The 22,816-nt window shown below is 63.3% G+C and carries 13 protein-coding genes; 8 read left to right on the forward strand and 5 right to left on the reverse strand.

Going from position 1 to position 22,816, the window contains the following annotated elements; all coding sequences use genetic code 11:
- Window positions 1–67 precede the first annotated feature (67 nt).
- On the reverse strand, window positions 68–871 hold the full coding sequence (gene dkgB, locus LOY53_RS09225; protein ID WP_252827328.1) for a 2,5-didehydrogluconate reductase DkgB: 804 nt from the start codon (window positions 869–871) through the stop codon (window positions 68–70).
- A 288-nt stretch (window positions 872–1,159) separates the two neighbouring features.
- On the opposite strand from dkgB, the gene LOY53_RS09230 reads away from it, so the two are divergent.
- From LOY53_RS09230 to LOY53_RS09245, 4 genes are all read left to right on the forward strand, one after another.
- Window positions 1,160–1,492, forward strand: coding sequence for a DUF6543 domain-containing protein (locus LOY53_RS09230; protein ID WP_258703892.1), 333 nt, complete (start codon window positions 1,160–1,162; stop codon window positions 1,490–1,492).
- Window positions 1,489–2,862 carry a dermonecrotic toxin domain-containing protein gene (locus LOY53_RS09235; RefSeq protein WP_258703893.1) on the forward strand — a complete coding sequence of 458 codons (1,374 nt, stop codon included), beginning with the start codon at window positions 1,489–1,491 and terminating at the stop codon, window positions 2,860–2,862. The genes LOY53_RS09230 and LOY53_RS09235 overlap by 4 nt, the downstream gene beginning before the upstream one ends.
- 56 nt (window positions 2,863–2,918) lie before the next feature.
- On the forward strand, window positions 2,919–5,186 hold the full coding sequence (locus tag LOY53_RS09240) for a leucine-rich repeat domain-containing protein (protein WP_258703894.1): 2,268 nt from the start codon (window positions 2,919–2,921) through the stop codon (window positions 5,184–5,186).
- An 89-nt stretch (window positions 5,187–5,275) separates the two neighbouring features.
- On the forward strand, window positions 5,276–10,492 hold the full coding sequence (locus tag LOY53_RS09245; protein WP_258703895.1) for an NEL-type E3 ubiquitin ligase domain-containing protein: 5,217 nt from the start codon (window positions 5,276–5,278) through the stop codon (window positions 10,490–10,492).
- 73 nt (window positions 10,493–10,565) lie between these two features.
- Here the strand turns inward: LOY53_RS09245 and LOY53_RS09250 are convergent, their stop codons facing one another.
- Together LOY53_RS09250 and LOY53_RS09255 are read right to left on the reverse strand one after the other, a co-directional pair.
- Window positions 10,566–11,060, reverse strand: coding sequence for a DUF934 domain-containing protein (locus LOY53_RS09250; protein ID WP_099453512.1), 495 nt, complete (start codon window positions 11,058–11,060; stop codon window positions 10,566–10,568).
- Complete coding sequence (locus LOY53_RS09255) at window positions 11,044–12,696, reverse strand: nitrite/sulfite reductase (RefSeq protein ID WP_258703896.1); 1,653 nt, start codon at window positions 12,694–12,696, stop codon at window positions 11,044–11,046. The genes LOY53_RS09250 and LOY53_RS09255 overlap by 17 nt, the downstream gene beginning before the upstream one ends.
- A 215-nt stretch (window positions 12,697–12,911) precedes the next feature.
- On the opposite strand from LOY53_RS09255, the gene LOY53_RS09260 reads away from it, so the two are divergent.
- Window positions 12,912–13,988, forward strand: coding sequence for an ABC transporter substrate-binding protein (locus LOY53_RS09260; protein ID WP_252827332.1), 1,077 nt, complete (start codon window positions 12,912–12,914; stop codon window positions 13,986–13,988).
- 342 nt (window positions 13,989–14,330) lie between these two features.
- Here the strand turns inward: LOY53_RS09260 and LOY53_RS09265 are convergent, their stop codons facing one another.
- Together LOY53_RS09265 and metH are read right to left on the reverse strand one after the other, a co-directional pair.
- Complete coding sequence (locus tag LOY53_RS09265; protein ID WP_085273248.1) at window positions 14,331–14,549, reverse strand: DUF2970 domain-containing protein; 219 nt, start codon at window positions 14,547–14,549, stop codon at window positions 14,331–14,333.
- A 164-nt stretch (window positions 14,550–14,713) separates the two neighbouring features.
- Window positions 14,714–18,421, reverse strand: a complete 3,708-nt coding sequence (gene metH / locus LOY53_RS09270) for a methionine synthase (protein ID WP_258703897.1) — start codon at window positions 18,419–18,421, stop codon at window positions 14,714–14,716.
- Between the two features lie 136 nt (window positions 18,422–18,557).
- Here metH and LOY53_RS09275 point away from each other — a divergent pair, with 136 nt between their 5' ends.
- The 3 genes from LOY53_RS09275 (at window position 18,558) to nfuA (ending at window position 22,767) form a co-directional block, all read left to right on the forward strand.
- Window positions 18,558–20,897 carry a fatty acid cis/trans isomerase gene (locus LOY53_RS09275; protein WP_408981357.1) on the forward strand — a complete coding sequence of 780 codons (2,340 nt, stop codon included), beginning with the start codon at window positions 18,558–18,560 and terminating at the stop codon, window positions 20,895–20,897.
- Window positions 20,898–21,089: 192 nt separating this feature from the next.
- The gene (locus LOY53_RS09280) at window positions 21,090–22,124 is read left to right on the forward strand and encodes an acyltransferase (RefSeq protein WP_258703898.1); all 1,035 of its coding nucleotides are present in this window, start codon (window positions 21,090–21,092) and stop codon (window positions 22,122–22,124) included.
- Between the two features lie 58 nt (window positions 22,125–22,182).
- Window positions 22,183–22,767, forward strand: a complete 585-nt coding sequence (gene nfuA, locus LOY53_RS09285) for a Fe-S biogenesis protein NfuA (RefSeq protein WP_012271640.1) — start codon at window positions 22,183–22,185, stop codon at window positions 22,765–22,767.
- The last annotated feature ends 49 nt before the right edge of the window (window positions 22,768–22,816 follow it).

Consider the following 22,816-nt stretch of genomic DNA (forward strand, 5'->3'; position numbering starts at 1 on the left):
GCTGTGTTCACCGGCCTCTTCGCAGCACAAGGCTGCTCCTACAGTGCAAGCTGCAGCGGCGGGGTGATCAGTCCCAGGCTGGCGCCAGGCCATCCGGGCTGACTTCACGCCCGTTGCGTTCGAGCGTGGCGATGCGCGCCATGTCGTCGGCGTCCAGGCGCAGGTCGCGGGCGAGTAGGTTGCTGGCCAGGTTCTCGCGTTTGGTCGACGACGGAATCACCGCATAGCCCGATTGCAGAGCCCAGGCCAGGGCCACTTGCGCGACGGTGGCTTTGTGCTTGGCGGCGATCTCGGCCAGCACCGGGTCTTTCAGGACCTTGCCATAGGCCAGGGTCATGTAGGAGGTGACGGTGATGCCCTGATCCTGCAGGAACGCGGCCAGCTTGGCATTTTGCAGGTAAGGGCTGAGCTCGATCTGGTTGGTGGCGATCTCGCCCTCGCCAACCACCGCGATGGCCTGCTGGGTCAGGTCGATGTTGAAGTTGGACACACCGATCTGGCGGGTCAGGCCCTGCGCCTTGGCCTCAGCCAGGGCTGCCATGTACTCGGGCAGCTCGACGCCATTGCCCGGTGCCGGCCAGTGGATCAGCAACAGGTCGACATGGTCGGTACGCAGTTTGGCCAGGCTCTCGCGCAGGCTGGGGACCAGCTTGTCAGCGGCGTAGTTGTCGACCCAGATCTTGGTGGTGATGAACAGCTCGCTGCGCGGCACGCCGCTTTCGGCGATGGCTTGGCCCACCTCGGCTTCGTTCTTGTAGATCTGTGCGGTGTCGATGACGCGGTAGCCCAGCGCCAGGGCCGACTTGACCGAATCAATGACCGCTTGGCCGGTGAGGCGGAAGGTGCCCAGGCCGAAAGAGGGAATGCTCATGGAAGTGCTCCTGTTCAGTGAGACGTGGATCGAATGAAGGCGAGTGGCCCGGTTCGATACCTGTTCGAGTGGGGAGCAGTGTGCGGGTTTCAGATGAATTGATTAAGGCGGGTCTGTGCGAAGGTCATTTGACCTGTAGTCACGAATGGGTGGGATGACCTTGCTCGCGGCGCGTGCAATCGAAGCGGTTGTACCTTCGGGCTGTCGCCTCGGTTGACATAAGTACTGCGGATGCTCGACGCAACACTGCTTAGCTGCGGCCTGAACTCTCAACCGTAAAGGCTGCCAATGACCACCCCATCGCCACAACCCAATCTCGTCGACACCCTGATCGCAAGCCGCCTGCCCGCCTGGCTCAGCAATGCATCTCTCGACCACCTGGGCAAGTTGCGGGCAAGCCTGCAGCAGCAACAGCGCACCCAGCATCGGCTGGCAGCGCTGTTTGCGCGTGTTGCGCCACTGGATGCGTTCGCCCAGGCGCTGCTTAACCGGGCGTTGAACGAGCAGGAGTTGACGGGGCTTGATGTCCGCCAGCTGAAATTGCGCCACACGACCCTCATTCCAAGCCCTTCCGTAGCCCCCGGGGGCTGGGTAACGCGGTGCGAGAGGTCAGTGACGTGACGCTGCTGGCCGCCGGGCTACACAACTTCGCCGCGCAGGAAACCTCGCCTGCCGGCAGCCTGCAAACCCGGGTGATCGTGGATGCTCATGGTGCAGCGCAGGCGCTGAGCCCGGATGCTTATATTGCGTTATGCCGCAGTGTGGACGTCGGCGGGCAGTACCAGCGCCACCTGGAATCCATTCTGCTTGCACCGGGGGACGAGGGCACACGGGTAGCTGCGTTGCTCGAAGAAGGCGCCCGCGCCAACTTGGAGGCCGACGTGCGGCTGGCGGCAATCAAGGGTGAGATCGATGAGCGCACGTACCTGCAGTGCCTGCCGATCATCTCCAAGGCTGCCGCAGTGGCGTCCGACCCGACTCGATTGTTGCCGTTCGAGCTTCGTATGCTGGGCAAGGTACTGCACGGGGTTGTGGCGTTCGAAGCGCGTCGCGAGGGCGTGCCGAATGCGCCACTCGAAGGGGTCGTGCTGTGGGTGCCGGACGATGCCCAGGGTGCGTTGCGGCGATTCGATTCGTGGGCGGCGCTGTGGCGCAGTTTGGGCGAGCGGTGCCGGGTGAATGGCTATCCCGCCTTCATTCAGCGGTTTGTCAGCGAGCGCGACCGGGTTGCCTTCAGCCAAACGCTGCGCCGTTTGTTGCAAGCCCGAACGGGCGGCCTGGCGCTGCAGCTCGATGGCCGCAGCCAAGCGATCGAACAGCCTCTGTTTCAGCATCTGCGTCAGCGGCGCCTCGCTATCGTGCTTGACGATGCGAGCGTGCTGGCCACGCCGACCGCACAGGTAAACCAGGCCGAGCGCGAACGGCGCAAGCACGATTATGAAAGTGCCGGGCTTGACCTGTTGGGGCTGGCCAGCCTGTTTGTCCCCGTGCTGGGTCTGCCGTTGCTGGGCATCGCTGCACTGCAAATCACCGATGAAGTCTATGAGGGGTACGCCGACTGGCAGCTCGGTGATCGGGAAGGCGCTCTGAACCACTTGTGGGGCGTTGCTGAAAACCTGGCAGCGGGGGTGGCATTGGCGTCGATCGGTGTGGCAGCAGGCCATTTGATCGAACGATCTGCTTACGTCGATGCACTGGTGCCCGTGCTGACCGAACGTCATGACCTGCGCCTGATCGATGCGACCTTACCCGGCTACGCGGTGCCTGATCAGGGGCTCGCCGTTGGCGAGCGAGTGCCAGTGGCCGGCCACGTGCGGTTGCGCACCCACGTGGCGACTTATGAGGTGATCGAAGATGCCCAGGGGCCGGGCTGCGCATCCGCCACCCTAGCCGGCCGGGTGCGTACTCGCCCTTGCTCGACAGCAATGGCGAGGGCGGTTGGTGTCATCAGTTGGAAACCCCACAGCACTGGCAAGGGGCGACGCAGTTGATGCAGCGCTTGAACAGTGCGTGGGCGGCGCTTGACCCTTTGACGGCGGAGCGTGTCATGCACACGACCGGCTTTGATGAGGCGCGCCTGCGGCGCCTGCACCTTGAGCATGCGCCAGCACCGGCGCGGCTGCACGACGCCTTGCAGCGCTATCAGTTGCATGCGCAGCACCCTGAGTTGCACGGCGATGTGTTCGAGCTGCACCTGAGTGGGCTGCAACGCCCGCTGGAGGCGGCAGAGCAGCTGTTGAAGCGCGACTTCCCGGGCCTTACCCCGCGCGCTGCACGGCAGATCACCCAGTGCGCCGGGCCTGATGAAGTCGAGCGCATGATCGGCACCCAGCGCGTGCCGCTTGCCTTGGCCAGCGAAGCGCGCTGGCTGCTGCGTGACAGCCGACTGGACCGTGCCTGCGCAGGCTTCTATCAAGCGGCGGCGGTGAACGCCGATACCGAGCGGTTGGCATTCGGCCTGCTGGCTGATGCGGCGCCATGGGCACAAAGCGTGCGGGTCGAACTGCGCAACGACAGCCTGAGCGGGGACATGCTCGCCCACGTCGGGGCAGAAGGGGCCGCTGACGTGCGTTACGTCATCAGGCGCGGCCAGGGTTATCAGGCGTCGCCTGCAGCCAGCGAAAATGACACTCTGTTCCAGGCGCTGTGGTGGCACCTCGATGAGGCGCAAAAACAGGTGCTAGGGGAGGGTGGCCAGACCGGCGAGCAGCTTGGGCATGCCTTGGCGGTGCGGGCCGGTGAGCAACGCGAGCGCGCGGCAACGTTGCTTGGCATGGCGCCAAAAGAGGGGGCGGTTCGTCCGCCCGTGCGTTTCGGCGATGGTCGGCTGGGCTACCCACTGAGTGGTGGCGATGCTCTGCGCCCACCCCGCGGTCAGGTGCTCACCACGGCAGACATGCGCGCTCGCCAGTCCATTCGCGCCGGGCTGCACCAGTTGTTCCCGCACCGCCCGGCACAGGATGTGATGTGGCTGGCGCTGCAACTGGCGCAAAGGCCAGGGCGCACGGTCTGGGCCGCTTTCAGTGAGTTGGCCAGGCAGGTCGAACGCCTCGACCTGAGCTTGCGCGCTTGGCGGGGGCAGGCCACTGCCGTCAATTACCACCGACGTCAGCGCGTCGGGCAAATGATTCGCGAGGCCTGGGAGCCAGATTTCTATGGCCCTGGCGGGGTCGATGAGTTGATTGTACGCAACGAGCCTGTGGGCAACCTGCCCGTACTTCCGGCAGATCTTCACTTTGGGCATTTGCATCGCCTGAGCTTGAGCAATGTTGGGATCAGCGCGCTGGAGGGGGATTTCCTCGGCCGCTTCCCTCAGTTGCGAAGCTTACAGTTGAGTGGCAACCGGCTGATGGCGCTGCCTGGGCTAGGCAACCTGCGTCGCTTGGTCAGCCTGGATGTGCAGCATAACCGGTTGACCACCCTTGAGGGGGTGCAGCACCTGTCGTCATTGACCCAACTGATCGCGAACGACAACGCGCTCACGCAGGTGCCCGGTTTGGCCACCCTGACCCGGCTCACGCGCCTGGACCTGCGGGGCAACCAGCTGGCGGTGCTTGACGGTGTGCAGAGCCTGACGCTGCTGACCCAACTGGACCTCAGTGACAACCTGCTGTCAGCGCTTCCCGAGCAGATTCACCGGTTGATCAGGCTGCAGTACCTGAACCTGAGCAACAACCAGTTCACGTCGCTGCCAGGGGGTATCGAGCGCGTGGTCGGCCTGACCCAGTTGAACCTTTCAGGTAATCGCCTTGGCGAGCTGCCGGGCACACTGAGCGGGCTAAACAGACTGTTGCAACTGCACCTGGCCGAGAACAGGTTGCGCAGCGTACCGGCGGTGATTGGCAATATGCCCAGCTTGAGAATCCTCAATCTACGCGGCAACCAGCTTGAGGCGATACCCGAGGGTTTGGAGCGGCTGCGGCAGTTGACCGAGCTGTACCTGGGGGACAACCAGATCGTCATCGACGTGGCAGGCGGCCAACGGCTGGAAGCGTTCAGCGAACTGCGAACGTTCAGTTTGAAGGGCAACCCGATAGGCATGATTCCGCCACTGCGCAACCTCGACCACTTGCGCCACCTGTCGCTGCGCGCGACTGGCCTGAGTGAGTTCCCCTTGGTGTTTCTGGAGCGTCATGCACAGGTTTACGTGGACCTCGCCGACAACCTGATCGTCGAGCTGAGCGAGCGGGCATTGGCGTGGATTCGGCAACACCCTAACCGGCTCAACCTGAACAACAATCCCCTTGATGAGCAGGACCTGGCGCGTTGGCGGGCAATGTGGGCGCAGTTTGACACGCTGAGCCAACGCGGCTGACGCCGCTGCGGGCGGGGGGCTTTGCATAGTTACCGCCAGTACCTCGCCCTACACTGGTGCAATCGCAGCTCCGGCCCGAGGAGCCTGCGATGCCAGATCTACCCTTTGCCAACGATTCTACCGACGCCCTGATCGCCAGCCGCTTGCCTGCCTGGCTGACGGCAGCCTCGCTGGAGACTCTCTACGCCCTGTACGAAAGCCAGCGCTGGCAGCAGCAGGTGCAGCATGAGTTGCACGGTTTGCTGGCACGGATCACGCCATTGGATGTGTTTACCGCGCCGTTGCTGCAACACGCAGTGCAGGAACAACACCTGCTGACACTCGATGTGCGCCAGGCCACGCTGCGGCGCAGAACCTTGCAGCGCTTTCCGTCGTACGTTGCCCAGATCCCAGATGGGGTCAAAACACAGGTCTACCAGCACAGCCTGTTGCAGTCGGCGCTGCACAACTTCACCGAGGGCGAAACCCTCGCCACCGGGCTCATGCAGGGGAGTGCGGTATTGGACAGCGAGGGGCAAACTCTCGGGCTGTCACCAAGGGCGTTTACCTTGCTGTGCCGCTCGCTCGACCTGGGTGGCCAATACCAGGCTTACCTGCAGGGGCAGTTGACCCCAGGCGGGGACGCTGGCCGGCAAGTCGAAGCGTTGATGGAGGAGGGCTTTCGCGCAAGCCTGGAGGCGGCCCTGCGACAATCGCTGGTCAATGGAGAGATCGTGGCGCATGCCTGTGAGCAATGTGCGCCGCTGGTGGCCATGGTCGCGACCAAGTCAGCGATCGCCGGGTTCGAGCCGCGGCAGATCAGAGTATTCGGCCAGCGGGTTCGGGGGGCTGTGGCCTTTCAGGTCCGTCATGCTGGCCAAGAAGGCGTGCTGTGTTGGATCCCCGACGACCCTCATGGCCCGTTGACCTGGTTCGCCTCCTGGCACTTGCTATTCCTGACCTTGGGCAAACAGTTCCGCTTGCCGAAGTATGTCGAGTTCTTCCAGCGGTTCATCGGTGAGCGAGACCGAGAAGCCTACACGCGAGCCCTGGACAACGCGTTGAAACGTGCGGGGCAGAATGCTCCCGTTCAACTCGACGGCCGCCATGAGGCGATCGAGCTGCCGTTGTTCGAGCACCTGCGCAAGCAACAGATCGATACTCTGCTGGACAACGCCAAGGTGCATGCCGTGCCCACTGCTGTCGTAGATGCCCAGGCGCGGGACCGGCGTTTGCACTTCTGCCAGAGCTTTGCCCTCGATGCACTGGGCCTGGCGAGTTTCGCGATGCCGGTACTGGCGTTGCCCTTGTTGGGCATCACAGCGCTGCAGGTGGCGGACGAGGTATACGAGGGGTATGCCGATTGGCAGCTCGGTGACCGGCAGGCCGCACTCGAGCATGCCTATGCCGTGGCCGAGACGGTGATCATGACAGCAGCCAATGTCGGTGCGGGTGCTGCCTCGCATCGCTTGGCCCGTGCAGCCGTGGTCGATGAACTGGTCCCCGTGCAGGCCGGTCCGCACGGGTTGAAACTGTGCGACCCCGAGCTTCCCGGGTATGCCGTCGAGGGGCCAGGCGCCCTGGGTCAACTTACCGTGGCAGCGGGGCGAGAGTACCTGCGTACACCGGTAGCAAGGCACTTGACCGAGCTGGACGCTGAATCGCAGCAACGGCGCATACGCCACCCTGTCCGCGCCGATGCCTATGCGCCCTTGCTTGAGGGCAATGATGCCGGCGGCTGGCAGCATGAACTCGAACGCCCCCACGAGTGGCAGGGGAGTGCTCAGTTGTTGCGCGACCTGGGTCATGGCCTGGCGCCACTCGATGACCAGTTGGCCCATGAAGTGTTGCGCGCAACCGGGCTCGACGAGGACCAACTGCGCCGGCTGCATGTAGAGCACGCACCGCCCTCCGCTCGGCTGCTGGATGCCGTGCAGCGTCATCAACTGCATGACCGGTTGCCCTGGTTGCGGGACGAAGGTTTCGAGCGTCACCTGCAGGCGCAGCAAGCGCACCCCACGGCGGACGAAGCTTTGTTGCAGCGTGACTTCCCCGGGCTCACGGTGAGCGGGGCGCGGGAGATCATCAAGCACGCTACCGAGGCGCAGGTCGAGCACCTGCAAGCACGCCAGCGCGTACCGCTGGCCTTGGCCGAGGAGGCGCGCTGGTACCTGCGGGATGCGCGCCTGGACCGCGCCTGTGCCGGCCTGCTGCAAGCGGCAGCGCTCAATCGCGACAGCGAGCAACTGGCCTTGGCCTTGATTGCCGACCGGGCGCCCTGGCGAGCTGTACGCATAGAGCTGCGCAGCGGCACACTGACCGGCGAGCGGACCGCCTGGGCGGGTGCACAGGCCGCCGCTGAAGTGCGCAGCGTGCTCAGAACTGCCAAGGGCTATCAGGCCTTGGACGCCTACGGGCGCCCCTTGCCCGCGGCCAATGCCGAGGACAGCCTGTTCCAGGCGCTGTTGCTGCAGCTCGACCCGTGGCAGCGGCGGGCCTTGGGTGAAGCCAGTGAGTCCCCGCAGGCACTGGCCGATGCCTTGTCGAAGTGGGCCAGCGAGCAGCGGGACAAGGCCGCCACGCTGTTGGGCATGGCGCCGGTCGGGCTGGGCTTCCGGCCACCGGTGCGGCTGGGCGATGGTCGCCTGGGCTACCCCCTGAGTGGGCGTGGCGAAAGCAGCAATCGCGCACTGCGCCGGGGGATTCAGCGGCTGTTTCCCGATTACGATGACAGCGCCCTTGAAGCCTTCACGAATACCGCCCGCGAGCAGGGGCTGACACCCTGGAGCTACTACCTGCAACTGTGCGAAGCACTGCGTGCACTGGATCAGGCGTTAGGGCGCTGGCGCCGGCAATCGTCCGGGCCGATCCAGTTGATCAGGCGCACGCGCATGGCACGGCGCATTCGGCATGCTTGGCAGCGACGCGTACGTGATGCCAGTGGCAACCCCATACTGGTCCTTGACGGCACACGGTTGGGCAGCCTGCCCGACCTTCCGCCGGCGGTGAATTTTGATCATGTGACCGCGTTGACGCTGCGCAACCTTGAGCTGACGGCGGTCAACGCTGATTTCCTCGCCCGTTTCCCGCGGGTGAACCAACTGGACCTGTCGCGAAACCGGCTGACAGCCATGCCCGATACCTCGCACATGGAGAACCTTGAATGGGTCGATCTCAGTCACAATCGCATCGTTGACGTCAGTGAGGCGCAGGCCGCCTTGCTGCGGGCCAACCCCGACAGCGTGCGTTTACACAGCAACCCGTTGTCACCGGTTGCGCTTGAGCGTTTGAATGTTGCCCCGGCCCCGCCGGTCGTGGAAAGGGTAAATGGGCATGAACAGTGGTTCGAGGGGCTGAGCGAGGCGGAAGCCGCCCGTCGTCGCGGGCAATGGGAAGCGCTAAGCGCCGAAGCCGACAGCGATGCGTTCTTTGGGTACCTCGCAGAACTGCTGCACGCCGAAGACTTTACTCGGCAACCGCAGGGTATGCGGCGTCGCGTCGGTGAATTGCTCAATGCCATGTTTCATCATACCCATGTGCGGCGTGCAGTGTTCGAGCAGGCGGCGCTGCCACGTGGGCGGGCCGACCTCGATGTGCTGGTCATCAGGCTGCAAGTTGCCTTGCGCACCGATGGCATGCGTGGTCGGCGAGTTGAGCGCGAGTTACGCAACCTTGGCCGTGAGATGTTCAGGCTCGATCAGGTCGATCGCTTTGCCGCGCGGCACATCGAACGCTTGCAAGGGCGGCCAGGCCAACGCGATGAGGACGACATCTATCTGGCGTTCCGAGTGGGACTTGCAGAGCCGTTGAGCCTCTACGGCCAGCCGACCCACCTGGACCTACAGCACGTCGATACCGTAACGCTGGGGGACCTGGCCGAGGCCGAGGCTGCCGTGCACCGGGCCGAGACGCCAGAGGCGCTCAGCCAGTTCCTGGCGCAGCAGGCGTTCTGGCAGGACCACGTGCGAGTCGAATACAACGCGCAGTTTGCAGCCATTCGCCGCAGGTACGGTGCACGGCTGGCCGCGCTGGTGCCAGAGCCGGGCCAGGACCATGCGCCAAGCGGACCGGTCAATGCGATCGTTGCCCAGCGCAGGGAGGAGGAGCAGGTACTCATGCTCACCCTTGCGCGTGGCAACCCGTGGACCTGGTATCGGCTTGAGCCTCCGCATGGGCCCGGCACCCTTGCCTATGCGCATTTGTCGCGGCAGCTTGAACACAGCTTCGATGCGTGGCGCGGGCAACCCAGTGAACCGGAATATGCTGCGCGGTCCTACATCGCCGGTGTGTTGCGCGAAGCCTGGCAGTCAAATTACCGAGATGAACTGCCGTCTTTGGGCTCATCCGGCGATGGGCTGGCGGTCAGTTCGCTTCCCGAACTGCCGGCTGGCATCCAGTTCGAACGCCTGCGCGCGTTGTCACTACGCAACCAGCAGCTTGCCACGCTCAGCGGCGATTTCCTGCTCCGCTTCCCCAACCTGGAGGACGTCGACCTCTCAGGCAATCAGCTCTCGGCTTTCGAGGGGCTTGAGCATCTGCCGCGCCTGCGCAGGTTGAATCTGGGGGGTAATCTGCTCGAGACCTTGGACGGCTTGGGCAATGCCAGGCAACTGACGGACCTGGACCTCAGTGGCAATCAGCTTGGCGAGTTGCCGGCCGGTATCGAGCAGTTGGAGCATCTGGCCAGTCTCGATCTTTCTTTCAATCAGATCGCTGTGCTGGATGCCCGTGCAGGGCAACTGCCGAACCTTGAAAACCTGCAGCTGGGTGGCAACCTGCTGAACGATGTGCCACGCAGCCTTGGCAACCTTGCCCGGCTAAGCATCCTCAACCTCAGTGCCAATCGGCTGACCCGCGTACCGGAGCAGCTGAATGGCCTCGGCCGCTTGACCCGTCTGGATCTGCGCGACAACGCGATTGTTTTGGACGCCCAAAGCGAGTTGCGACTGGAATGGTTCTCCCGGTTGCAAGTCCTGAGCCTGGAGGGTAACCCGTTGGGCATGGCGCCGAGGCTGCACTACAACGTGCAACTGCGCTACCTGTCGTTACGCGCGACCGGCTTACGCAGTGTGCCCCTGGCGTTACTGCAGCGTCATCCCGACATGGTCGTGGACTTGCGTGGCAACCGCATCGCGGCATTGAGCGAGGAAGCGCTCGGCTGGATCGAGGCCCATCCGGAGACCGTAAATCTTGAGCAGAACCACTTGAGCGAGGCAGTCATGGCGCGGGTGCGCAATGCGCTGGCGCGCCTGCAAGCCGAGTGGGCGCGGGCGGCAGAAGCGGGGGAGGTGAGCGCGACCAGGAAGCCACCGGGGCGCAGGGGCTGACGAGCGGCGGGTGAAGAGGGGGTGTGCAACAACACTCCTGACCCGCTAGAGCGCGGGCCAGGGATGATGAAGATCAGCGGCGGCGGAACAGTGGCAGCGGCTGGTCGGCTGCGGCCTGGTAGGTCACCGAGAAGTCCTTCAGGCTTTGCAGTGCGTCTTCCGGGTCCTTGTCGGCACGGATGGCAAACGCATCGAAGCCACAACGGGCCATGAAGAACAACTGGTCGCGCAGCACGTCGCCAATGGCGCGCAGCTCACCGGTGAATTTGTAGCGGTCACGCAGCAGGCGCGCGTTGGAGTAACTGCGCCCGTCGGTGAAAGCCGGGAAGTTCAAGGCGATGACCTGGAAGTGCTGCACGTCTTCGCCGATCTCTTCCGCTTCTTCATCGCTGTCCAGCCAGATGCCCAGGCCGCCGTCGCGGGCCTTGAGCACGTGGGCATGGTCGCGCCACAGTTGCAGCGGGACGATGTAGTCGTCGCAGTTGGTCAACTCGTCGAACGACGTTTCCTTGGGCAGCAGGTGCCAGGTTTCGTCGACGATCTGGTTGTTTTTAATGATTCGCTGCATAGACGCGTTCCTTGAAGGGGTCGATGCCGATACGCTGGTAGGTGTCGATGAAACGCTCTTCCTCGGTACGCTGTTCTACGTACACGGCGATCAGCTTTTCAATCACATCGGCCATGGCGTCCTGGGCGAAGGATGGGCCGAGGATCTTGCCCAGGCTCGCGTCACGCGCAGCGTTGCCGCCGAGGGACACCTGGTAGAACTCCTCGCCTTTCTTGTCGACGCCAAGGATGCCGATGTGGCCCACGTGGTGGTGGCCGCAGGCGTTCATGCAACCGGAGATGTTCAGGTCGATCTCGCCGATGTCGAACAGGTAGTCCAGGTCGTCGAAACGGCGCTGGATGGATTCGGCGATCGGGATCGACTTGGCATTGGCCAGCGAGCAGTAGTCACCGCCCGGGCAGCAGATGATGTCGGTCAGCAGGCCGATGTTCGGCGTGGCAAAGCCACCTTCGCGCAGCTCCAGCCACAGGGCGTGCAACTGGCGCTGCTCGACGTCGGCGAGGATGATGTTCTGCTCGTGCGAGGTGCGCAGGAAGCCGAAGCTGTAGCGCTCGGCGAGGTCCGCCACGGCGTCCAGCTGCTTGTCGGTCAGGTCGCCAGGGGCAACGCCGGTGGGCTTGAGCGACAAGGTCACGGCCACATAGCCAGGGCGCTTGTGGGCGCGGGTGTTGCGCGAGCGCCAGCGGGCGAAACCGGGGGCTTCGGCGTCCTGGGCGCTGTAGTCGACGTTGTCCAGGGCCAGGTAGTCCGGGTCGACGAAGTGGCGCGAAACACGCTGTACTTCGTCTTCGGTCAGGGTGCTGTTGCCGCCGCGCAGGTGGACCATTTCGGCCTCGACCTTTTCGGCGAACACTTCAGGCGTCAGCGCCTTGACCAGGATCTTGATCCGCGCCTTGTACTTGTTGTCACGGCGACCGTAACGGTTGTACACGCGCAGGATGGCGTCGAGGTAGCTGATCAGGTCCTGCCAAGGCAGGAACTCGTTGATGAACGAGCCGACCACCGGGGTACGCCCCAGGCCGCCGCCAACCAGTACACGGAAGCCCAGCTCGCCCGCTGCGTTGCGCACCGGCTCCAGGCCAATATCGTGCACTTCGATGGCCGCGCGGTCTTCTTTCGAGCCGTTGATGGCGATCTTGAACTTGCGCGGCAGGTAGGCGAATTCCGGGTGGAAGGTGGTCCACTGGCGGACGATCTCGCACCATGGGCGCGGGTCGATGATTTCATCCGCAGCAACACCGGCGAATTGGTCGGTGGTGGTGTTGCGCAGGCAGTTGCCGCTGGTCTGGATTGCGTGCATCTGCACGGTGGCCAGCTCGGCGAGGATGTCTGGGATGTCTTCCAGCGCCGGCCAGTTGTACTGCACGTTCTGGCGGGTGGAAATGTGGGCATAGCCCTTGTCGTAGTCGCGAGCGATCTTGGCCAGTGTGCGGACCTGGCGCGCGTTCAGCTGGCCATAAGGCACGGCGACACGCAGCATCGGGGCGAAACGTTGGATATAAAGGCCGTTCTGCAGGCGCAGAGGGCGGAATTCTTCTTCGCTCAGCTCCCCGGCCAGGTAGCGGCGGGTCTGATCACGGAACTGCTTGACGCGGTCCTCGATGATCCGCTGATCGTACTCGTCGTATACGTACATAAAAGTCCTGTCTCAGGCTGCATGCAGCTATTCGCGCGCACGGCCGCGCACTCCGGTTCGGAGCTGGGGAACGATATCAGAGTGTGTTTATGCGCTAAAGTGATGTTTTTGCATATGAAAAGAACCAAACGAACTAAGTGAGACTGACTGGCATTTGTTCGTCCGCCGGTGCCGTGGGTTTATACTCGCGGGTTTGTTGCAAGGGGTGTAACCGCATGCTCAAGGCGCTTTGCCAAAGCTTGTGCCTGAGCCTGCCGTTGGCAGCCAATGCGCAGGCTGCTTCCGTCGTGTTCCTTAACCCAGGCTTGTCCACCGAGACATTTTGGGTCAGTTATGCGCGCTTCATGCAGGCAGCGGCGGACGACCTGGGCATGACGCTGCGGGTCGAATACAGCGAGCGCAATGCCGAGCGAACCCTGAGCCAGGCACGGGCGCTGCTCAAGGGCCCGCAGCGGCCGGACTATCTGGTGCTGGTCAACGAACAGTATGTGGCGCCGGAAATCATCCGCCTGTCGAAGGGGACCGGGGTCAAGCTGTTTCTGGTCAACAACGGGCTGACGGCCAGCCAGGCACAAAGCATCGAGGCGCAGCCCGAGAAGTATCCCCAGGTGCTGGGCACGCTGACCACCAACGACGAGCAGGCCGGTTACCAGATGCTGCACCAGATGGTTGCCTTGCTGCCGCGCACTGACGATCCAGTGGACCTGGTGGCCTTCGCCGGGGTCAAAACCACGCCGGCCTCGCAACAGCGTGAAGCGGGCATGCGCCGCGCCTTGGCCGACTTCCCACAGGTGCGCCTGCGCCAGGTGGTGTATGGCGGCTGGAGCCGTGAGCGCGCCTTCGAGCAGGCGCGTGTGTTGCTGCAGCGTTACCCGGATACCACGCTTGTGTGGTCGGCCAACGATGAGATGGCCTTCGGCGCCATGCAGGCATTCGAGGCGGCTGGGCGCATGCCAGGGCGCGATGCCGTGTTCAGCGCCGTCAACAGTTCGCCCGAGGCGTTGCGGGCGCGGGTTGACGGGCGCCTTGGGGTGTTGATGGGTGGGCACTTCACCTTGGGTGGCTGGGCCATGGTCATGTTGCACGACGATGCGCGTGGGCTGGTGGTGAATCGCGATGGCCTGCGTGAGCACAGCGTGCCCGCGCTGCAGTCGATTGACCAGGCAAAGGCGCGGCGCTGGCTCAAGTTGCTCGAGCAGGCTGATCATGGTGTCGATTTTCAGCCCTACAGCGCTGAAGGGCGCCCGGCTGACTACACGTACCCGTTTCTGACCGCACCCATGGATTACTGAACGCATTGCCACTTGGCGGCCTTGGCGAGGGATGCAGGCCTTGCCAAAGCCTGAGCGTCGCCCGTCGCCGGACAAAAGACCTTGCTTGAGGAAAGGGCATTGCTCGTCTTAACTGCTGAGGGTGAAGTGCATTCCCATAACCACAACAAGAGGCAATGCAATGGGAAACTCAACCAAGGTCCGCAAAGCTGACAGCAGTGTCGATGCCTGGGCGATTCTTTGCTTGATCGTCCTGGTGGTGGTCACCGCCGTGTATTGGGTCAGCCACCAGTAGACTGCCATTCAGACCGTGATGCAGCCAAAACGCCTGCGGGAGGGATTCCCGCAGGCGTTTTCATGGGCTCAACGCGCGGTCAGGTGCATGGCCAATTGCACCAGGCCGATCAGTATCAGAATGAACAGCAGGGTGAACACGGTACCCATCGCAATGAAATGGCTGGCTTTGCCGTGGGTGAAATCGCGTGCGCGGTTCTTGCCGCTCTGCACACCGAAGGCGGCGGCGAGGATGCTGTGCAGCATTTGCCAGAAGGTGGGGGGCTTGCCTTGGCTTGAGTCGTCCATGGGGGCTCCTGGGTATTCGGAGGCAATCAGGGACAGTGTAGGCAATGGAAGGGGTGTTGGCTTTGCTGGCCTCTTCGCGGGCAAGCCCGCTCCCACAGGAGGGACGCGTAAATCCCTGTAGGCGCGGGCTTGACCGCGAAGAGGTCAGTCAGGCTAGAACGGTCTTAGCTGTCGTACCCAAGGTTCGGCGCCAACCAACGCTCACTCACGCTAACCTCCTGGCCTTTACGCGCGCTGTAGCTGTCGATCTGGTCCTTGTCGACCTTGCCCACGGCAAAGTACTGCGCCTGCGGATGAGCAAAGTACCAGCCGCTGACCGCCGCCGCCGGGAACATCGCAAAGTGTTCGGTCAGGAACACGCCGCTTGGGCCTGTCTCGCCAATGGCCGTGCCGTCGAGCAGGCGGAACAGGGTTTCTTTCTCGGTGTGGTCCGGGCAGGCCGGGTAGCCGGGGGCAGGGCGGATGCCGCTGTACTGCTCCTTGATCAACGCTTCGTTGTCCAGGTGCTCGTCGCGGGCGTAACCCCAGTGCTCTTTACGCACCTGCTCGTGTAGCCATTCGGCGCAGGCTTCGGCCAGGCGGTCGGCCAAGGCCTTGACCATGATCGAGCTGTAGTCATCGCCCTTGTCCTGGTAGGCCTTGGCCACTTCCTCGGCACCGATGCCCGCGGTGGTGATGAAACCGCCGACGTAGTCGGTGATGCCGCTGTCCTTGGGTGCGACGAAGTCGGCCAGCGACCAGTTTGGCTTGTTGTCAGGCTTGATGGTCTGCTGGCGCAGGTGGTGCAAGGTGGCCAGGGGCTGGCCGTCATCGCCATAGACTTCGATGTCGTCATCGGCGACCTGGTTGGCCGGCCAGAAGCCGAACACGGCGCGGGCACTGATCAGTTTCTCGTCGATCAGTTTGTCGAGCATCTCGCGGGCGTCCTTGTACAGCGACGTCGCGGCCTCGCCGACCACTTCGTCGGTGAGGATGCGCGGGAATTTGCCGGCCAGGTCCCAGGAGATGAAGAACGGCGTCCAGTCGATGTACTCGGCCAGGGTGCGCAGGTCGATGTCTTCCAGCACCTTGACGCCGGTAAAGGTGGGCACGGCTGGCTGGTAGCTCGCCCAGTCATACTGCGGCTTGGCCGCGATGGCCTTGGCGTAGCTCAGGCGCTCGGTGCGGGCACTGCGGTTGGCGGTGCGCTCGCGCACTTCGACGTAATCCTGGCGGGTTTTCTCGACGAAGCCGGGCTTGAGCTCCTTGGACAACAATTGGGTCGCGACGCCGACGGCGCGCGAAGCGTCGGTGACGTAGATCACCGCGTCGTTGCTGTACTTGGGCTCGATCTTCACCGCCGTGTGCGCCTTGGAGGTGGTCGCGCCACCGATCATCAGCGGCAGGTTGAAGCCCTGGCGCTGCATTTCGCGGGCAACGTGGACCATCTCGTCCAGCGACGGGGTGATCAGGCCGGACAGGCCGATGATGTCGCATTTCTCGTCGCGTGCGGTCTGCAGGATTTTCTCGGCCGGCACCATCACGCCCAGGTCGACGATGTCGTAGCCGTTACAGCCCAGCACCACGCCGACGATGTTCTTGCCGATGTCGTGCACGTCGCCCTTGACCGTGGCCATCAGGATCTTGCCCTTGGCTTCGGGCTTGTCGCCTTTTTCGGCTTCGATGAACGGGATCAGGTGCGCCACGGCCTGCTTCATCACGCGCGCCGACTTGACCACCTGCGGCAAGAACATCTTGCCGGCACCGAACAGGTCGCCGACCACGTTCATGCCGCTCATCAGCGGGCCTTCGATGACTTCGATCGGGCGCGCGCACTGCTGGCGGCACTCTTCGGTGTCTTCGACGATGTGCGCGGTGATGCCTTTGACCAGGGCATGTTCCAGGCGTTTGCCGACCGGCAGCGAGCGCCAGGCTTCGTTTTCAACTTCCTTGGTGGCGCCGCCGCCTTTGTAGTCGTCGGCGATGGCCAGCAGCGCATCGGTACCTTCCGGGGTGCGGTTGAGCACCACGTCCTCGACCTTGTTGCGCAGGTCGGCCGGGATCTCGTCGTAGATTTCCAGCTGGCCGGCGTTGACGATACCCATGGTCAGGCCATTGCGGATGGCGTGGAACAGGAACACCGAGTGGATCGCTTCACGCACCGGGTTGTTGCCGCGGAACGAGAACGACACGTTGGACACACCGCCCGAGCTCAAGGCGTGGGGCAGGTGGTCGCGGATGTAGGCGCAGGCTTCGATGAAGTCGACAGCGTAGTTGTTGTGCTCTTCGATGCCGGTGGCGACGGCGAAGATGTTCGGGTCGAAGATGATGTCTTCTGGCGGGAAGCCGACTTCGTTGACCAGGATGTCGTAGCTGCGCTTGCAGATTTCCTTCTTGCGCGCGGCGGTGTCGGCCTGGCCGACCTCGTCGAAGGCCATCACCACCACGGCGGCGCCGTAGCGCTTGCACAGGCGGGCGTGGTGCTTGAACTGCTCGACGCCTTCCTTCATGGAAATCGAGTTGACGATGCCTTTGCCCTGGATGCACTTGAGGCCCGCCTCGATCACTTCCCATTTGGAGGAGTCGATCATGATCGGCACGCGGGAGATGTCCGGCTCGCCAGCGATCATGTTGAGGAAGCGGACCATGGCGGCCTGGGAGTCGAGCATCCCTTCGTCCATGTTGATGTCGATTACCTGGGCGCCGGCCTCGACCTGTTGCAGGGCCACTTCCAGGGCTTCGGTGTAGTTCTCTTCGCGGATCAGCCGGGCGAACTTGGCGGAACCGGTGATGTTGGTGCGCTCGCCCACGTTGACGAACAGCGACTGGCGGTCGATGGTGAACGGCTCCAGGCCCGACAGGCGACAGGCCTTGGCGATCTCCGGGATCTCACGTGGCTTGTACTTGGCAACCGCCTCGGCGATGGCCTGGATGTGGCCCGGGGTGGTGCCGCAGCAGCCGCCGATGATGTTAAGGAAGCCGCTGGCAGCGAACTCCTCGACCACCGCGGCCATTTCGGCCGGGGTTTCGTCGTACTCACCGAAGGCGTTGGGCAGGCCGGCGTTGGGGTGCGCAGAGACGTGGGTGTCGGCCTTGGTCGACAGCTCTTCCAGGTAGGGGCGCAGGTCCTTGGCGCCGAGGGCGCAGTTGAGGCCGACGGAAATCGGCTTGGCGTGGCGCACCGAGTTCCAGAAGGCTTCGGTGGTCTGGCCCGACAGGGTGCGGCCCGAGGCGTCGGTGATGGTGCCGGAGATCATGATCGGCAGTTCGACGTTGTCATCCTCGAACACCTGCTGCACGGCGAAGATCGCTGCCTTGGCGTTGAGGGTGTCGAAGATGGTTTCGATCAGGATCAGGTCGGCGCCGCCCTCGATCAGGCCGCGGGTGGCCTCGATGTAGTTTTCCACCAGCTCGTCGAAGGTGACGTTGCGGTAGCCGGGGTCGTTGACGTCCGGGGAAATCGAGCAGGTGCGGCTGGTCGGGCCCAGCACGCCGGCGACGAAGCGCGGTTTGTCCGGCGTCTCTAGGGTCTTGGCGTCGGCCACCTGGCGGGCGATGCGCGCGCCTTCGACGTTCAGCTCGTAGACCAGCGATTCCATGCCGTAGTCGGCCTGGGAAATCTGCGTGGCGTTGAAGGTGTTGGTTTCGAGAATATCGGCGCCAGCGTCCAGGTAGGCTTTCTCGATCGCGGCGATGACATCGGGGCGGCTAAGCAGCAACAGGTCGTTGTTACCTTTCACATCGCTTGGCCAATCGGCAAAGCGCGTGCCACGATAGTCGTGTTCCTCGAGGCGATAACTTTGGATCATAGTACCCATGCCGCCGTCGAGGATCAGGATGCGCTCTTTGAGTGCGTGCTGGAGTGCTTGGAGACGAGCGCTGCGGTCGGACATAGGAACTACCTGGTCGGGCGAATATCAGAAGGTGCCGAATCATAACAAAGCTGCGCGGTTTTTAGGCGCACTGCCCATTTGCATGAATTTAGCTCATGTTGGCACACAAGCACCCAAGGACGACCAGGCAATCGTGATGGCTTTCAAGAACCAGGACTTTCCGCACATGGTGCATCGTTGTATTCGTGCTTGGGCGGGCGTTTTCGCCTTGCTCATCAGTGGCGCGACCTTCGGGCAGGCTGCCCAATCGAGCCCGGCTATTTCCTACACCCGGGATATCCAGCCGATTTTCACCGAGAAGTGCGTGGCCTGCCATGCCTGCAACGACGCGGCCTGCCAGCTTAAGCTGGAAAGCCCAGAGGGCGCGGTGCGGGGGGCCACCAAGGTGCCGGTGTACCAGGGTGACCGCAGCGCGGCGGTGCCGACCACGCGGCTGTTCTACGATGCCCACAGCGAAGGCGAGTGGCGCAAGAAGGGCTTTTACTCGGTGCTCGACGGCCAGGGCAGCCAGGCCGCGCTGATGGCGCGCATGCTCGAGCTGGGGCACAAGACGCCGCTTACGCCCAATGCCAAGCTGCCCGAGGACATCGTCCTGGGCATCAACCGCAACAACATGTGCCCTTTGCCCCATGAGTTCGACGCCTATGCCGGCGCGCACCCTAAAGAAGGCATGCCGCTGGCGGTCACCGGCCTGACCGATCAGGAGTACACCACCCTGCAACGCTGGCTGGCGGCTGGCGCGCCGGTGGAGTACCAGCCGATTCAGCCGAGTGCGGTCGAGGCCAAGCAGATTGCCGACTGGGAAGAGCTGCTCAACCGCCCGGGTTCGACCGAGGCGCTAGTTGGCCGTTGGCTTTACGAGCACCTGTTCCTTGCGCACATCTACTTCGTCGGCGGGGAGCAGGGCCACTTCTTCCAGTGGGTGCGTTCCCGCACGCCCAGTGGCCAGCCGGTCGACGTGATCGCGACCCGACGCCCCAACGACCCGCCGGGCACCGACTTCTACTACCGGCTGATGCCGGTGCAGGGTGTGATCGTGCACAAGACGCACATCACCTACCCAATGGGGCCGCAGAAGCTCAAGCGGGTCAAGCAACTGTTCTACGCGGGTGACTGGCATGCCTCCGCGCTGCCAGGCTATGGCCCGCGCCACCGGGCCAACCCGTTCGAGACCTTCGAGGCGATCCCCGCAGTGGCGCGTTACCAGTTCATGCTGGACAACGCCGAGTACTTCGTGCGCACCTTCATCCGTGGCCCGGTGTGCCGTGGGCAGATTGCAACCGACGTGATCCGCGACAACTTCTGGGCGCTGTTCCAGGAGCCGGCGCACGACCGCTACATCACCGATGCCCAATACCGTGGCGAGGCCACGCCGCTGCTGGCCATGCCGGGGCAGATCGACGACGTGGGCAGTGTGTTGGGCCTCTGGCATGCCTACCGCGACAAGCGCAACGAATACGAAAAACTGCGCCGCGAAGCCTATGCCGAAATGCCAGCGCCGGGTTGGTCGACGCTGTGGGCCGGTAACGACAATGCACTGCTGAGCATTTTCAGGCACTTTGACAGCGCCTCGGTGACCAAGGGCCTGATCGGGGATGTGCCGCTCACCGTGTGGCTGTTCGACTACCCCTTGTTCGAGCGCACTTATTACCAGTTGGCCGTCAACTTCGATGTGTTCGGCAACGTTTCGCACCAGTTGCAGACCCGCTTGTACTTCGACCTGATCCGCAACGGCGCGGAGGTCAACTTCCTGCGCCTGATGCCGGCCGACCAGCGTGGCGCGATCCTCAGCGACTGGTACCAGAACAGCGGCAAGGTGAAGATGTGGCTCGATTACGAGGACATCGACACTGACACCCCAAGCGGCATCAAGTTGGACCCGGTTAACCCAAAACGCGACTTCGGGCTCAAGCTGGTACAGCGTACCGGCAGCCTGAATGCGGCGCCTGACCCGATCAACCGCTGCCAGGGGGCGTACTGCTCGCGGCCGCAGATGAACGAAGCGTTCCGCAATGTCGAGCAGTCGCTCAGCCGCCTGGTATCGCGCCCGGCCGCCGGGCTCAAGGTCATCAACCAACTGCCTGAGGCGACGATGCTGCGTATCGAAGGGCAGGGCGGCCAGCGCCAGGTGTACAGCTTGCTGCGCAACCGTGCGCACAGCAACGTTGCCTTCCTGCTGGGCGAGGCCTACCGCTATCAGCCGGGGCTGGACACCCTGACCTTGTACCCAGGCGTGCTCAGCAGCTACCCGAACTTCATCTTCAATATTCCGGCCGAGGATGTGCCCGAGTTTGTCGAGGACATGGAGTATGCGCGTGATGATGCCGGCAAATTCGAGCGCATCGTCATGCGCTGGGGCGTGCGCCGCAGCCATCCGCAGTTCTGGCAGTACTTCCATGACCTCAATAGCTACATCAAGGAGACCCAGCCAGTGGAAGCGGGTGTGCTGGACATGAACCGCTACGAGAACCTCTGATCGGCCAACCTGACCTTTCCGAAACAACTGCGGTCGGAAAGGTTGGGTGGTCCGGGGGCTGCTTTGCAGCCCAATCGTGGGGCAAGCCCACTCCTACAGGTTTTGCGTGGTCCCTGTGGGAGCGGGCTTGCCCGCGAACGAGTGCGAAGCGCTCGCCGAGGCCTCAATGCACCGGCAATCGCAGGGTATTTCATGCTGTATTCGCTTCAGGCACTGCGGGCGTTCGCCGCCTGGGTGGTGGTCTGCCACCATTTCATGCAGATCTTCTTCGACTTCAAGGCCAGCGGGCCCATCGGCCAACTGCTCACCGACCGGGGCGCTGTCGGCGTCGACATCTTCTTCGTCATCAGCGGCCTGGTTATCTACCTCTCCACCCGCGACAAAACCATCGAACCCCGCCAGTTCCTGCTCAACCGGGTGCTGCGCATCGTCCCGGCGTACTGGTTCTACACCTTGGTCATGGCGGGCCTGCTGCTGGCGGCCAGCCGCTGGATGCCGCACCAGGAATTCGACTGGCACCACCTGCTGTTGTCGCTGCTGTTCGTGCCAGCAGAAAACCCTGGCGGGTATGGCCTTTATCCGACCTTGAACGTGGGCTGGACGCTGAACTTCGAGATGTTCTTCTACCTGCTGTTCGGCCTGGCATTCCTGGTCCGCCAACGCCATCAGTTGCTGCTGGTCACCGTCGCGCTGCTGCTGGTGAGTGAAGTGCTGGGGCGGCTGGGTGTGCTTAGCCGCTTCTACAACAACGACATCATCTATGAGTTCCTGCTCGGCATCGGCCTGGGTGTGCTGTATCGGCGCGGCCTGATCCGCGAGGGCATCTGGACGCCCCTGGCGTTGCTCGCGGTGGCGGGGTATGCCATCTACCACCTCGACGCCTCCCAGCGTCTGCTGCACTGGGGCCTGCCAAGCGCGCTGGTGGTGCTAGCCTTTGTCTCCCTGGAGCCGTTGTTCGCGGGTAACCGGCTGCTCAAGGCGCTGGGCGACTGTTCGTATTCGGTCTACCTGATCCACGTGCTGGTGCTGTATGCCGGCTGGTTCGCCAGTCAGCGGCTGCACCTGAACCCGTACCTGGTGTTTGCCCTGTGCGTGCCGTCCATTGGACTAATGTCGTGGTTCAGCTACCAGTGGCTGGAGCGCGGCCTGTATCGGCGGATGCAGGCCTGGCTGGCGGCGCCACGGGGGCAGGCGCCGGCGTATGCGCTTTCCCGAGTTAAATACTAGGACTTTGTACAAGGGCCAGGTTGGCGTACACTTGGCCGCAAGTCTGTGAGGAACTTCCATGAGCGCTATAACCATTACCGACGCCGCCCATGATTACCTGGCCGATCTGCTCTCCAAGCAGAATACGCCCGGCATCGGCATCCGCATTTTCATCACCCAGCCAGGCACCCAGTACGCAGAGACGTGCATTGCCTACTGCAAGCCGGGCGAAGAGAAGCCTGACGACACCGCCGTGGGTCTGAAGAGCTTCACCGCTTACCTCGATGCAGTCAGCGTACCCTTCCTTGAAGACGCGCTGGTCGATTACGCCACCGACCGCATGGGCGGCCAGCTGACCATCAAGGCGCCGAACGCCAAGGTGCCGATGGTCAACGAAGACAGCCCGATCAACGAGCGTATCAACTACTACCTGCAGACCGAGATCAACCCGGGCCTGGCCAGCCATGGCGGCCAGGTAAGCTTGGTGGACGTGGTCGACGACGGCATCGCTGTGCTGCAGTTCGGCGGCGGTTGCCAGGGCTGCGGCCAGGCCGACGTGACCCTGAAGGAAGGCATCGAGCGCACCCTGCTCGAGCGTATTCCGGAGCTCAAAGGTGTGCGCGATGTGACCGACCACACCCAGAAGGAAAACGCATACTACTGATACCAGGGTTCGCCGCTTCCTTAGCAACAAACTGTTACGAGTTCAACCC

It is taken from the genome of Pseudomonas sp. B21-031 (genome assembly GCF_024748985.1).
Taxonomy (GTDB): domain Bacteria; phylum Pseudomonadota; class Gammaproteobacteria; order Pseudomonadales; family Pseudomonadaceae; genus Aquipseudomonas; species Aquipseudomonas kermanshahensis.

What these genes read in the sequence shown, in the direction of transcription:
- LOY53_RS09245 (WP_258703895.1), top strand. Translation starts at nt 5,276, where the DNA reads ATGCCAGATCTACCCTTTGCCAACGATTCTACCGACGCCCTGATCGCC.
- nfuA (WP_012271640.1), top strand. Translation starts at nt 22,183, where the DNA reads ATGAGCGCTATAACCATTACCGACGCCGCCCATGATTACCTGGCCGAT.
- LOY53_RS09240 (WP_258703894.1), top strand. Translation starts at nt 2,919, where the DNA reads ATGCACACGACCGGCTTTGATGAGGCGCGCCTGCGGCGCCTGCACCTT.
- LOY53_RS09280 (WP_258703898.1), top strand. Translation starts at nt 21,090, where the DNA reads ATGCTGTATTCGCTTCAGGCACTGCGGGCGTTCGCCGCCTGGGTGGTG.
- LOY53_RS09250 (WP_099453512.1), bottom strand. Translation starts at nt 11,060, where the DNA reads ATGCAGCGAATCATTAAAAACAACCAGATCGTCGACGAAACCTGGCAC.
- LOY53_RS09275 (WP_408981357.1), top strand. Translation starts at nt 18,558, where the DNA reads ATGGCTTTCAAGAACCAGGACTTTCCGCACATGGTGCATCGTTGTATT.
- metH (WP_258703897.1), bottom strand. Translation starts at nt 18,421, where the DNA reads ATGTCCGACCGCAGCGCTCGTCTCCAAGCACTCCAGCACGCACTCAAA.
- LOY53_RS09255 (WP_258703896.1), bottom strand. Translation starts at nt 12,696, where the DNA reads ATGTACGTATACGACGAGTACGATCAGCGGATCATCGAGGACCGCGTC.
- dkgB (WP_252827328.1), bottom strand. Translation starts at nt 871, where the DNA reads ATGAGCATTCCCTCTTTCGGCCTGGGCACCTTCCGCCTCACCGGCCAA.
- LOY53_RS09265 (WP_085273248.1), bottom strand. Translation starts at nt 14,549, where the DNA reads ATGGACGACTCAAGCCAAGGCAAGCCCCCCACCTTCTGGCAAATGCTG.
- LOY53_RS09260 (WP_252827332.1), top strand. Translation starts at nt 12,912, where the DNA reads ATGCTCAAGGCGCTTTGCCAAAGCTTGTGCCTGAGCCTGCCGTTGGCA.
- LOY53_RS09230 (WP_258703892.1), top strand. Translation starts at nt 1,160, where the DNA reads ATGACCACCCCATCGCCACAACCCAATCTCGTCGACACCCTGATCGCA.